The sequence below is a fragment of the Streptomyces sp. NPDC091272 genome, from assembly GCF_044757485.1.
Classification (GTDB): domain Bacteria; phylum Actinomycetota; class Actinomycetes; order Streptomycetales; family Streptomycetaceae; genus Streptomyces.
In genome coordinates this window covers 86515-99556 of sequence record NZ_JBIVVC010000002.1, presented here as the reverse complement: position 1 = coordinate 99556, position 13042 = coordinate 86515, and the positions used below count along the sequence as shown (strand labels likewise).

General features: G+C 71.8%; 8 protein-coding genes. 2 read left to right on the top strand and 6 right to left on the bottom strand.

Annotation, left to right across the window (positions count from 1 at the left end; all coding sequences use genetic code 11):
* Positions 1–151: 151 nt before the first annotated feature.
* Complete coding sequence (locus tag ACIQM4_RS05265) at positions 152–3145, top strand: FG-GAP repeat domain-containing protein (RefSeq protein ID WP_401586337.1); 2994 nt, start codon at positions 152–154, stop codon at positions 3143–3145.
* 67 nt (positions 3146–3212) lie between these two features.
* On the opposite strand, the gene ACIQM4_RS05260 is transcribed toward ACIQM4_RS05265, so the two are convergent.
* The 6 genes from ACIQM4_RS05260 to mce all read right to left on the bottom strand — a co-directional run bounded on the left by ACIQM4_RS05260 (position 3213) and on the right by mce (position 11643).
* On the bottom strand, positions 3213–3596 hold the full coding sequence (locus ACIQM4_RS05260) for a hypothetical protein (RefSeq protein WP_401586335.1): 384 nt from the start codon (positions 3594–3596) through the stop codon (positions 3213–3215).
* A gap of 121 nt (positions 3597–3717) precedes the next feature.
* Positions 3718–4488 (bottom strand): ABC transporter permease, encoded by a 771-nt coding sequence (locus tag ACIQM4_RS05255; RefSeq protein WP_401586333.1) that lies wholly within the window; start codon positions 4486–4488, stop codon positions 3718–3720.
* A 1-nt stretch (position 4489) separates the two neighbouring features.
* Positions 4490–5416 carry an ABC transporter ATP-binding protein gene (locus tag ACIQM4_RS05250; protein ID WP_401586330.1) on the bottom strand — a complete coding sequence of 309 codons (927 nt, stop codon included), beginning with the start codon at positions 5414–5416 and terminating at the stop codon, positions 4490–4492.
* A gap of 113 nt (positions 5417–5529) precedes the next feature.
* Positions 5530–6471, bottom strand: a complete 942-nt coding sequence (locus ACIQM4_RS05245) for a cellulose-binding protein (RefSeq protein ID WP_401586327.1) — start codon at positions 6469–6471, stop codon at positions 5530–5532.
* Positions 6472–6734: 263 nt separating this feature from the next.
* On the bottom strand, positions 6735–10964 hold the full coding sequence (gene scy, locus ACIQM4_RS05240; RefSeq protein WP_401586325.1) for a polarized growth protein Scy: 4230 nt from the start codon (positions 10962–10964) through the stop codon (positions 6735–6737).
* Positions 10965–11190: 226 nt separating this feature from the next.
* Positions 11191–11643, bottom strand: coding sequence for a methylmalonyl-CoA epimerase (gene mce, locus ACIQM4_RS05235; RefSeq protein WP_401586322.1), 453 nt, complete (start codon positions 11641–11643; stop codon positions 11191–11193).
* A gap of 138 nt (positions 11644–11781) precedes the next feature.
* On the opposite strand from mce, the gene ACIQM4_RS05230 reads away from it, so the two are divergent.
* On the top strand, positions 11782–12999 hold the full coding sequence (locus tag ACIQM4_RS05230) for an acetyl-CoA C-acetyltransferase (RefSeq protein ID WP_401586319.1): 1218 nt from the start codon (positions 11782–11784) through the stop codon (positions 12997–12999).
* Positions 13000–13042: the final 43 nt, after the last annotated feature.

The following is a 13042-nucleotide window of genomic DNA, read 5'->3' as shown; positions in this document are numbered from 1 at the left end:
CAGCCAAGTCAAGGGACCTTCACACAGAAGCCCAAACTGAGATAAGAACGGGCAAAAAATGCCAAGAACCTTCACACGAAGATGGGCTTCAACTCCGCGCTCCATACCGGCGGTTCTCGCTCTCGCCGTCGTCGGCAGCTCGCTCGGACTCGTGCCCGTCGGACCCGCCCCGGCGGTGTCCCACGCCAAGAGCCCCGCCCCCGCCGCGGAGCCGGAGGAGAGCGCCCTCGCCGAGGCCAAGCTGTCCGGCGAGCCGGTCGAGATCCTGGCGGAACGCTCGGAGACCGGCGAGACGTACGCCCTGCCCAACGGCAACCTGCGCAGGACCCAGCACACCGTGCCGGTCCGGGTGAAGCGCGAAGGTGTCTGGACGCCGGTCGACACCACCCTGGCCGCCGTCGCGGGCCGGATCGCCCCGAAGGCCGCGATCGGGAAGGTGACCTTCTCCGCGGGTGGCAGCGCCCCGCTGGTGACCCTCACCGAGCAGGGCCGCTCCGTGTCGCTCAGCTGGCCGAGGCCGTTGCCCGCCCCGGTGCTCGACGGCTCCACCGCGACCTATCCCGAGGTGCTGCCCGGTGTCGACCTGGCCGTGGCCGCGGGTGTGGACGGCTTCAGCCAGGCGCTGATCGTCAAGTCCGCGGCGGCCGCCGACAACCCGGAGCTCACCACCGTCGACTTCGGCCTCAAGACCGAGGGGCTGACCCTCAGGCAGGACCCCGCCGCGGGCAGCCTCACCGCCGTGAACCAGGCCGGCCAGACCGTCTTCTCCACCTCGACCGCCCGGATGTGGGACTCCTCGGGCAAGGACGAGAGCGCGCCCGCGGGACTCGCCCGCCGTACGCAGTCGCCGGCCGGGGACACCCCCACCGACCTGACGCCCGGCACCCGCAGCAGCACCGTCGACGTCGACTTCTCCAGCGACCGGCTGACGCTGACGCCGGACCAGGAACTGCTCGACTCGCCGAGGACGACCTACCCGGTCTACATCGACCCGCGGGTGACCGGCCCCATGCAGGCCTGGACCATCGCCTACAAGCCGTACCCGAACGACAGCTACTACAACGGCGCCGGCTGGTCCGGCGGCAAGACCAGCGAGGCCCGCGTCGGCTACGAGTCGTCCTCCGGCGGCACCGCCCGCTCCTTCTTCCGGGTGGACTCGAAGTTCCTCGCCAGAGTGAAGGTGGTCGACGCGCAGTTCCAGATCACCGAGACCCACTCCTGGTCCTGCACGGCCAAGCCCGTCGAGCTCTACCTCACCGGCGGCATCAGCTCGGCGACCACCTGGAACAAGCAGCCGTCCTGGTCCACCCGGCAGGACAGCCGCAACTACGCCCACGGCAACGAGAGCTACGGCTGCCCGGACAAGGCCGTCGACTTCACGGCCAAGGACGCGGCGGTGAAGGCCGCCGCCGCCGCCTGGACGAACATCACCTTCGGCCTGCGCGCACCGCAGAGCGCCGAGGACAACAAGGACGCCTACAGCTGGAAGAAGTTCAAGCCCGACGCCAAGCTCATCGTCGAGTTCAACCGTCTGCCCAAGAACCCCTGGGCGCTGGACACCATCCCCAGCACCAAGGTCAACAGCACCGAGTGCGGCAACGGCTCCAGCTACGTGACCGTCGGCAACACCGACGTCACCCTCAACGCACAGGTGTGGGACCAGGACGGCGGCGACGTCAACGTCCAGTTCCACCTCTGGGCGACCGGGAAGCACGACGTGAGCCCGGGGATCATCTTCGACAAGCGGGTCCGCAAGACGGTGATCGCGTCCGACTCCAAGGGCGTCCGCGCCAGCATCGTCGTACCCAAGACGCTCCTGAACCAGTACAAGGACGCCAGCGGGGGCCAGTTCTCCTGGAAGGCCCAGGCCGAGGACGTGGGTGACTCCGCCTTCGCCTCGGACTGGACCCCGACCGCGGGCGCCCCCGGCTGCCGCTTCGGCTTCGACCCCACCGCCCCCTCCACCGTGCCGACCGTGGCCTCCGTGGGCGGCCTCTACCCGGAGGACAGCGAGGGCGCACTCGCGCGCACCGAGGGGGAGTTCACCCTCGGCGCGGGCGGTGAGAAGGACATCGTCGAGTACCGGTGGTCCCTGGACCGCACGCCCGCGAGCACCGTCGTGCGGCCCGCCACGGCCGGCGCGAACGTCAGCATAAAGCTGACCCCGCTCAGCCCGGGACCGCACACCCTGTACGTGCAGACCTTCGACGCCGGCAAGAACGCGGGGCCGGTCTACCCGTACAAGTTCTACGCCAAGAGCCCCGGCATCATGGACAAGCCGGGTGACGTCAACGGCGACGGCAACCCGGACCTGTTCACCGTCGACGGCAGCAGCAACCTCCGGCTGTACTCGGGGGTCGGCGCCGGCGCCCTGGACACCGGCCTCCCGCTGCGGACGGACGGCAGTTGGGCGGGCGCGCTGCTCACCCACCGCAGCGACTGGACCGAGGACCTCTACGAGGACCTGGTCGCCCGCAAGGCGGACGGGAAGCTCTGGCTCTACCCCAACGACGGTGCCGGAGGCTTCACCGAGGACACCAAGGAGCTCGTCTACTTCTTCACGGACCCCGAGACCGGCCTGACCCTCGACCCCGCCACCATCAAGCAGATCGTGTCGATGGGTGACCTCACCCCCGGTGAGGGGGCGACCAACCCCGACTTCGTCGCCGTCGTCGGGGACCAGCTCTGGTTCCTCCCCGGCTACTCCAGCGGCAATATCCAGGTCGGTTACCCGATCGGCAACGGCGGCTGGACCAACATGCAGCTCGGCTCGCCCGGGGACGTGGACGGGGACGGCTTCGCCGACCTGGTCGCCCGCAACACCACCAACGGCGAGGTCTGGCTCTACCACGGCAAGAGCAACGGCGACGCGGACGGCGACGGCGTCCCCGACGGGGGCACCGACCCCAGCTCCCTGGGCGCGGGCTCCAACAGGACCGCCTACGCCACCGGCTGGACCGCCGCCGCCCGCCCGCTGTTCACCGCCACCGGTGACGTCAACGGCGACGGCGTCGGCGACCTCTGGACCACCACCGCGAACACCACCGCGGGCCTGGAGTTCTTCCCCGGCCGCAGGACCGGTCTCCTCGGCACCCCGACGGTCGTCGGCACCACCGGCTGGCAGGTCATGAAGGGACTGTCCTAGCACCTCCGGTCAGCGGCTCGCACCGGCCACCGCCTCGGCCGGTGCGAGCCACCCGCAGGCGCCCGGATCAGTCCAGGCCGCCGGCCTCGGCCACACACATCAGGGTTCCCGAGGCACCGGCCGCCGTGCAGCGGATGGCCTCCGTCCCGTCGACCCGGACGACGCCCTCGACGCGACCGCCGTCCTCGTCCAGCACCACACTCAGCATCGGCACCGCCTCGACGCCCTGCATGCGCACCGTCGCCCGCCACGGCAGCCGGGGGCGCTCCACGACGGTCTCGCCCGCGTCGGTGTCCCCGAGGGAGTACGAGATCTCGGCAGCGCCTGCTCCGCTCACCTCGTAGTCGACCGAGAAGGGGCGGCCCTCGGTCACCAGCCCCGGCACGGTGAAGCTCTCGGCCCCACTGACCGCGCCCCGCAGCACGCCGGGGTCCTTCCAACGCTCGTTCACGCGCTGCTTCTTCCTGCCGGGCCGGCCCCGGCGCGGTCGCAGCCGGGGCCGCCACTGTACGTCCCGGTGGATCGGGCGCGCGGGGGCCGGGGGCCCTGAGCCGGGGCGGTGAACCCGGCGGTCAGGCGTCCCGGCGTTTCAGCACCAGCCAGCCGCAGACCAGGGCGACCACCACCCACACCACCATGATCCCGAGTCCGCCCCAGGGGCCGTAGGGAGCGGTGTTGTCCTCGGGCGCGACGACCTGCATGATCTTGGTGCCGGCCTGGTCGGGGAGGTACTGGCCGATCTTGCGGGTGGCCTCGACGCCGCCCAGGATCGGGGCGAGCAGGAAGAAGATCGGCATCAGGATGCCGAGCGAGAGCATCGGCGAGCGCAGGATCATGGTCACTCCCATCGCGAACACCGCGATGAGCGTCATGTAGAGCGCGCAGCCGATCACCGCCCGCAGGACGCCCGGGTCACCGATGGACGCCTTGTAGGGGCCGAGCGCCGCCTGGCCGACGAAGAACGTCACGAAGCTCGTCACCAGCGCCACCACGAAGGCGAGCAGCCCGGCCACGACCAGCTTCGCGGCCAGGAAGGTGCCGCGCCTGGGTACGGCGGCGAGTGAGGTGCGGATCATTCCGGTGCTGTATTCGTTTCCGACGACCAGCACCCCGAAAACGATCATTGCGAGCTGGCCGAGACTCGTTCCCGCGAAACTCGTGAACGTCGGGTCGGCGAACAGCCGTTCCCGTGCGTTCATCTTCGCGAACTGGTCCTTGGCGAGCAGACTGATCAGAAATCCGAGACCGACCGTGAACAGCACGGCGAGTCCCAGCGTCCATACCGTGGACTGCACGGATTTGATCTTGGTCCATTCCGATTTCAGCACCTGTGCGGCGGCCATCTCAAGCTCCCCCTGCCGGCGTGTCCGAGTGCGCGTGGTACTCGACCGACTCCGCGGTGAGCTGCATGAACGCCTCCTCCAGCGAGGCCTGCTGCGGGCTCAGCTCGTGCAGGACCACCTGGTGCTGCGCAGCCAGCTCGCCGAGCCGGTCCGACGTGACACCGTCCACCTCCAGGGTGCCGTTGCCCGCCGTCACCACCGCCACCCCGGCCTGGTGCAACAGGTCCCGCAGCCGTTCCTGCTGCGGACTGCGCAGGCGCACGTACGAGCGTGAATTGGTCCGGATGAAGTCCGCCATGGACGTGTCGGCGAGCAGCCTGCCCTGGCCGATGACCACCAGGTGGTCGGCGGTCAGCGCCATCTCGCTCATCAGGTGCGAGGAGACGAAGACGGTCCTGCCCTGTGCGGCGAGGGACTTCATCAGGTTGCGGATCCAGTGGATGCCCTCGGGATCGAGCCCGTTGACCGGCTCGTCGAACATCAGGATCTCCGGGTCGCCGAGCAGCGCCCCCGCGATGCCCAGCCGCTGCCCCATGCCGAGCGAGAAACCCTTCGAGCGCTTCTTGGCGACCGCCGTCAGGCCGACCGTGTCGAGCACCTCGCCGACCCGGGAGGCCGGGATGCCGTTGCTCTGCGCCAGGCACAGGAGGTGGTTGTACGCGCTCCTGCCGCCGTGCAGGGCCTTGGCGTCCAGCAGGGCGCCCACGTACTTCAGCGGGTCCTTGAGGTCCGTGTAGCGCCTGCCGTCGATGCGGACGGCGCCCGCGGTGGGACGGTCCAGGTCGAGCATCATCCGCATCGTGGTGGACTTGCCCGCCCCGTTGGGGCCGAGGAATCCGGTGACGATGCCCGGCTGCACCTGGAAGTTCAGATCGTCGACCGCCGTCTTCTCGCCGTACCGCTTCGTCAGGCCCGATACCTCGATCATGCCCGCCACGCTAGATGCGGACGAAGCCCCCCGCCACCGGGGAGTGGCGAGGGGCTTCGTGCCGTACGGAAAGGGCGGTACGGGCCGTACGCAAGGAGTCGTACGGTCGGCGACTAGCGGGACTGCTGGGCCGGGACCCCGCGGGAGATCGGCTCGTCGTCCGCCGGGGCCCCGGCGGCGGCCACGGCCGCGCCGGTCAGCGTCGCGAGCATCTCGCGGACGTTGGTGAGCTGGGCGTTGATCGAGTCGCGGCGGTTGGTGAGCGCCGCCAGCTCGCGCTCGGACTCGCTGCGGATCCGGTCGGCCTTCGCGTTCGCGTCGGCCACGATGTCCTCGGCCTGGCGCTGGGCGGTCTCCACCGTCTGACGGGCGCGGCGCTCCGCGTCCGTGCGCAGCTTCTCGGCCTCCAGGCGCAGCTGCTCCGCCCGGTGCTCGATCTCCGCGAGACGCTTCTCCGCCTTCGCCTGACGCGAGGCCAGGTCGCGCTCGGACTGCTCGCGCCGCTTGGCCAGGTTGGTCTCGAAGTCGGCCGCGGCCTGGGCGGCCTTGGCGCGGGTCTCCTCGAAGAGGGCGTCGGCCTCCTCGCGCTTCGACTGCGCGTCCTTCTGCGCCTCGGAACGCAGCTGGGCGGAGTCGCCCTTCGCCTTCTCGACGATGCGGACACCCTCGTCCTCCGCCTTCGCCTTGCGCTCGGCGGCGAACGACTCCGCGTCGTTGCGCACCTGCTGGGCGGCCGACTCGGCCAGCTCGCGGTGCTGCTCGGAGGCGCGACGGGCCTCCTCACGCAGGTCCTTCGCCTCCTCCTCGGCAAGCCGGAGGATCTTCTCGACACGGGCGCCGAGGCCGGCGTACGACGGCTCGGCGTCGTTGACCTGGGCCTGTGCGTTCTGCGTTTCGAGGTGGAGCTCCTCGATGCGCTTCTCCAGCGAGGTGATCCGGGCGAGAGCACTGTCACGGTCGGCGAGCAGCTTGGCGATGCGGTCGTCCACCTGACCGCGGTCGTAACCACGCCGCACCTGCTCGAAGCCGTATGGGGAGGCGGAAGTGTCGCTCATGAGGTTCCTGTCGAATGAGACCGGTGAGGTGATAGGGGAATCCTAGGGGCCATAGCGGCGTGTCATCGAGCCAATGCCGGTTTGATCTGGAGAATGACCCTCCTTTTGAGTGGCAACCCGTCGAGCTGCTTGCCACCCGCACGGATGAACGTCCTGTCAAACCTGCCTGGAATCACAGCTCAATCACAAGTGGAACATCAGCCACAGAATCGTTCTGACGATCCATCCGTGACGTCCGCACCCCGTGCACGCCGTGATTCCCGCTAACCGTCGGAGGACTTGCCGCCCGACCGAGTCCCGCCCGCCGCCGCGCCGGCCTTCACTCCGCCCGCACCCGGGCCGCCGGCCGGCTTGCCGCCCCCGGACGGTGCCTCGAATGATTCCAACGCCTCAAGGACGTCCTGGACACGGGAGATCTCGGCCTGAATGTCCTCGCGCCTGCGCACCAGAACGTCCAGCTCGCGCCGGCCGTCGGCGACCGTGCGCTCCGCCTCGGCCTTCGCGTCGTCCCTCAACTTCGTTGCCTCGCGGACCAGTTCGGCCTTCTTCTGCTCGGCCTCCTTGAGCAGCTGCTCGGCCTTCTTGACCGCCGCGATCCGGACCTTCCCGGCCTCCGAACTCGCCTCGGAAACCATGGACTTGGCCTTCGCCTCCGCCTCGGCCTGCTGTTCGGTCGCCGCCTTCATGAGCTTGTCGACGCGCTCGCCGGCCGTCTTCAGCTGCTCGGAGGTCTCGCGGCGCGCACGCTCGTGCAACTCCTCGATCTCGCCCTCCAGCCGGGTCCGCAGCTCCTGTGCCCGCTCCCTTATGGCAGTGGCGTCCCTGCGGGCACCCACCAGCAGCTCGTCGGCGTCCGTACGGGCCTTCTCCACCAGCGAGTTGCCCTCGACCGTGGACTCCGAGACCAGCCGCTCGGCCTCCTTGCGGGCCGCCCCGACCATGATGTCGGCCTGCTCCTCGGCCTGGGTGGCGGCACGCAGCGCCTCCTCCTGGGCCTTGGCCACGAGTTGGTCGGCCTGCTCGGCGGCGTCGGCGCGCCGCTTGGCTGCGCTCTCGCGGGCCTCGTCGAGCAGCCGGTCCGCCTCGCTGCGCGCCTCGGAGCGCAGCTGCTCGGCGGCGCTCTCGGCGTCCGCCCGGTGCCTGGCGGCCTCACCGCGGATCCGCTCCGCGGCCTGCTGGGCGGAGCCCACCGTTTCGGCGGCCTCGGCGCGCAGCCGCTCGGCCTCACCGGTCGCCTCGGAGAGCAGCAGTTCGGACCGCTGGGTCGCCTCCGACACCAGCAGCTCGGACTTCCGGGTGGCGGCGGTGACCCGCTTCTCGGCCTCCTGGGTCGCCTCCACCACCAGGTTCTCCGCCTGCTGGAGAGCCTCGGTGGTCAGTTTGTCGGCCTCGGCCGCGGCCTCCGTGATGAGCTTGTCGGCCTGCTCGGCCGCGTCCGTGCGGCGCTTGTCGGCGGCCTTGCGGGCCTCGTCGAGCACCCGCTCGCCGTCGGTGCGCGCGTCCCCGCGCAGCCGCTCGGCCTCGGCCTCCCCGTCCGCCCTGACCTGCTCCGCCTCGGCGCGCAGCCGCTCCGCGTCCTGCTCCGCGGTGGTCAGCGTGTGGGTGGCCTGCGCGGTGAGCCGCTCCGCCTCGTCGGTGGCATCGGCGAGCGTCTGCGCCGCCGCCCGGTCGGCCTTGGCACGTACGTCCGCGGCCTCGTGCTGGATCTGCTCGGCCTCGGTACGGGCCTCGCCGACCAGCCGGTCGGCCTGCGCCGCGGCCTCGCCGCGGATCCGGTTGGCGTCGTCGCGGGCCTCCGCCCGGGACTTCGCCGCCGCCTCCTCGGCCGCCGCGAGGGCGTCCGACGCCTCGGTACGCAGCTGCTGGGCGCGCTCCTGGGAGTCCGTCCTGAGCCGTTCCGCCTCGGCGATCGCGTCGCCCACGGTGCGCTCGGCGAGCGCCTTCGCGGCGTCCGTCTCCTCCTGCGCCCTGCTGCGGACCCGGTTGGCGTCCTCGGTGGCCCGCTCCCGCTCGGCGTAGGCGTCGGCGCGGACCCGGTCCGCCTCCTCCTGCGCCTCGGACCTGGTGCGCTCCGCCGCGTGCTCGGCGGCGCTGCGCAGCCCGGCGATCTCCTCCTCGGCCTGCTCCTGGAGCCCGGCCACCGCCTCGCGCACCTGCTGCGCGGTCTGCTCGGCACCCGACACCAGCTCCGACGCCCGCCGGTCCGCGTCCTCGACCAGCCGCTGCGCCTCCGTCTGGGCGTCCTCGACCCGCTTGCGGGCGGACGCGAGGAGCTCCTCGCTCTGCTCGCGGGCCTGGGCGCGCTCGCGCTCGGCCTCCGCACGGGCGTTGTCGAGCGTCTCCCCGGCCTCGCGCCTGCGCCGTACCGCTTCCTCCTGGGCGGCGGCCAGTGCCTCCGCCGCCTCGCCCGACACCCGCTCGGCCGCCGCGGCGGCCTCCGCGCGGACCCGGTCGGCGCTCTCCTGCGCCTCCGCCTTGAGCCGCTCGGCCTCCGTGGCGGCCTCGGTGCGCAGCCGTACCGCGACGGACTCACCCTCGGCCCGCGACTGCGACGCGTCGGACGCGGCCTCGGTGCGCAGCCGCTCGGCCTCCGTCTCCGCCTGCGCCTGCAGCGTGCGCGCGCGCTCCGCCGCCTCGGCCCGCAACCGCTCGGACTCCTCGCCGGTCTCCCGGCGCAGCCTCTCGGCCTCCTCGCGGGCGCCCGCCAGGGTCTCCTCGGAGGACGCCAGCCGCTGTTCGGCCTCGCTGCGCAGCCGGTCCAGCTCCTCGGCCGCCTCCGCCTTACGGGCGGTGATGCCGCGGTCGGCGTCCTCGCGCAGCTCCGCGGCGGCGGCCTCGGCCTCCGCCAGCGCCGCCCGGGACTGCTCCTCGCTCTCGGCCCGCAGCCGGTCCGCCTCGGCGCGGGCGCGCTCCAGCGCCTCCTCGGCCTGCGCCCGCAGCGCGTTCGCCCGCTCGGTGGCCTCGGAGCGGATCTGCTCGGTGTCGGTGCCCGCGGTCGCCCGCAGCTCCTCCGCGTCCGTACGCGCCTTGGTCAGCAGCTCCTCGGCGGTCCTGGCCGCCTCCTCGATCTGCTGGACGGCCTCCCGGCGGGCCTCGCCGCGGATCCGCTCGCCCTCGGCGACGGCCTCGGACCGCAGCTGCTCGGCCTCGCCGCGCAGCCGGCGGGCCTCCTCCTGGAGCTCGACCGTCTTGGCCCGGTACTCCTTGGTGTCGTCCTTGGCCGCGCCCTTGAGCTCGTCGGCCTGTTCGGCCGCGTCGCCGCGCAGCCGCTCCGCCTCGGCGTCCGCCTCGCGGCGGATCCGCTCGGCCTCCTCGGCCGCCTTGCGGGTGGTCTCCCGGGCGTCCTCGGACGCCTTGGTGAGGACCTCCTCGGCGCTGCGGGCGGCCTTGGCGAGCTGCGCCGCGGCGTCCTCGGAGGCGACGGTGCGGGCCTTGTCGGCCGCCTCCTTCACCAGCCGCTCGGCCTCGGCGCGGGCGTCGGCGAGCGCCTGCTGGGCCTCCGCCTTCAGCGCCTCGGCGTCCTTCGTCGCCTCGCCGACGAGGCGGGCGATCTCGGACTTGGCCGTACGGGTGCGCTGCTCGTTGACGGACTCGGCGCCCGACAGCTGCTTCGACGCGGCCTCCTTGGCCTCGCCGAGCACCTTCTCGGCCTCGATCCTGGCCTCGCGCAGCGCCGTCTCGGCCTCCTGCATCCGCGCCTCGGCGGTGCGGGACAGCTCGGCGGCCTGCTTGCGGGCCTGGTCGGACTCGGTGGTCGTGGTGGTACGGAGCTGCTCGGCGTGGGCGGTGGCCTCCTGCGCCTGCGCGGAGGCGGCGTTCAGCAGCCGTTCGGCGTCCTTGCGGGCGCGCAGCAGCGTCGCCTCGGCCTCGGCGCGGGCGGCCTGTGCGTCGGCGCCCAGGCGCTGGCGGGCCTCCTCGGCGACCCGGGTGGCCTCCGCGCGGGCGCCGGCGAGGGCCTGCTCGGCCTCGGCGCGGGACTCCTCCATGAGCCGGCGGGCCTGCGCCTCGGTACGGGCGCGCAGCTGCTCGGCCCACGCCACGTTCTCGTTGACGTGCGACTCGACGGTCTGCCGGCGCTCCGAGAGCTCCTGGTCCAGCCGCTGACGGCGGGTGACCGCCTCCTGGTGCAACTCGGCCTGGAGGCGGGCCTGGTGCTCGGCGTGCTCCTGGAGGATGCGCTGGGTCTGGGCGCGGGCGTCGCGCAGCTCGCGCTCGGCGTCGGTGCGGAGTTGGTCCGCCTGCACCTGGGCGTTGCGGAGCAACTGCTCGGCCTGGTAACCGATGTCCGCCGCGTCGTAGGCAGGACGGGACGCGAGGTTGCGGCGCGCCTCGTGGAGCTTGGCGCGCAACACCTCGACCTGGTAGCCGAGGTCCTCGGCATGCTGGACCGCCTTCTCCCGCTCGGTCTTCAGCCGGTCCATCTCGGCCTCGAACCGCGAGAGATGGTCGGACTCAGCCCGCTGAGGGCTCTCCTGGCGTTCGTAGCCCCGCACTGCGCGGTCCCATCCGTCCCCTGGTCGCAACTGTCTGTCTTGACGCTGTAGTCCTGCGTGGTGCCGTACGTCCTGCTGGGCGCACGGCCCCACCCTCTCAGCGGGTGGGCCCCGGGGGAATGGTGTCAGATCAACAGGGGGCCACGAGTCGCAGGCCCTCTTCCCGGCCCCGGCCCGGAACGGCCCACTCTACCGGCCGGGTCGGGCAGGGGTCGGTGGTCCTCGCTCAGTGGCCCTCCGCCACGACCTCGGGGCCGGCCGGTGCGGCGGTGACGAGTTCGGTCAGGACGCCGTGGCAGTCCTTGGGGTGCAGGAAGGTGATCCGGGAGCCCATCGAGCCGGTCCGGGGCTCGTCGTACAGGACCCGCACGCCCTTGCCGCGGATGTCGGCGGCGTCCGCGTCGACGTCGGCGGTGCCGAAGGCGATGTGGTGGACGCCCTCGCCGTTCTTCGCCAGCCACTTGCCCACCGCGGAGTCCTCGCGGGTGGGTTCGAGGAGCTGGAGGTAGGTGGCGCCGCCGTCGGAGGCCCCGTTGACCCTGATCATGGCCTCGCGGACGCCCTGCTCCTCGTTGATCTCGGAGTGGTGCACCTCGAAGCCGTACGTGGCCCGGTAGAACTCGACGGTCGCGTCGAGGTCGTGGCAGGCAATCCCGATGTGATCGATTCGCGTCAGCATGCCTTCAGTGCAGCGCGGTTGGCACCGGTTACGCAACGTGCGCGCCGTCACACCTGATGCCCGGTGACGGGCGGGTGACGCGTCAGTATCTTCAGGTAAACCCTCGTTCACAACCAACCTCCCAAGGGGCCGTGCCTCATGCCTGGAACTCCCGGAACGAATCCCTCCACCACGAGCTCAGTCATTGTCGCGGGCGCGCGCACGCCCATGGGCCGGCTGCTCGGCTCCCTGAAGTCCTTCTCCGGTGCCGACCTGGGCGGTTTCGCGATCAAGGCGGCACTTGAGCGTGCGGGCATCGGCGGCGACCAGGTGCAGTACGTGATCATGGGCCAGGTGCTCACCGCCGGCGCGGGCCAGATCCCGGCCAGGCAGGCCGCCGTCAAGGCGGGCATCCCGATGAGCGTGCCGGCCCTGACCGTCAACAAGGTCTGCCTGTCCGGCCTGGACGCCATCGCGCTGGCCGACCAGCTGATCCGCGCGGGCGAGTTCGACATCGTGGTCGCGGGCGGCCAGGAGTCCATGACCAACGCCCCCCACCTGCTGCCGAAGTCCCGCGAGGGCCACAAGTACGGCGCGATCGAGATGATCGACTCGATGGCGTACGACGGCCTGACCGACTCCTTCGACAACGTGCCGATGGGGGAGTCGACCGAGACCCACAACAAGCGCCTCGGCATCGAGCGCGCCCCGCAGGACGAGTTCGCGGCCCGGTCCCACCAGCGGGCCGCGGCGGCGCAGAAGAACGGCGTCTTCGACGCGGAGATCACCCCCGTCGAGGTCCCGCAGCGCAAGGGCGGGCCGGTGCTGGTCTCCACCGACGAGGGCATCAGGGCGGACACCACCGTCGAGGTCCTCGCCAAGCTGCGTCCCGCCTTCGGCAAGGACGGCACGATCACGGCGGGCTCCGCCTCGCAGATCTCGGACGGCGCCGCCGCCGTGGTCGTCATGAGCAAGGCCAAGGCGCAGGAGCTCGGCCTGGAGTGGCTCGCCGAGATCGGCGCGCACGGCAATGTGGCGGGCCCCGACAGCTCCCTCCAGTCCCAGCCCTCGAACGCCATCGAGCACGCACTGGGCAAGGAGGGGATCGGCGTCGACGACCTCGACCTGATCGAGATCAACGAGGCCTTCTCCGCCGTCGCGCTCCAGTCAATGAAGGACCTCGGGGTGTCCCCGGAAAAGGTGAATGTCAACGGCGGCGCCCTCGCCCTGGGGCACCCGATCGGCATGTCGGGCGCGCGGCTGGTACTGCACCTCGCCCTGGAGCTGAAGCGGCGCGGCGGCGGCGTCGGCGCGGCGGCACTGTGCGGCGGCGGCGGCCAGGGCGACGCACTGATCGTCCGCGTGCCGGGCAAGTAGTTCCCGTACGTAGGCGGTTCTCGTAGGTACGTGGTTCTCGTAG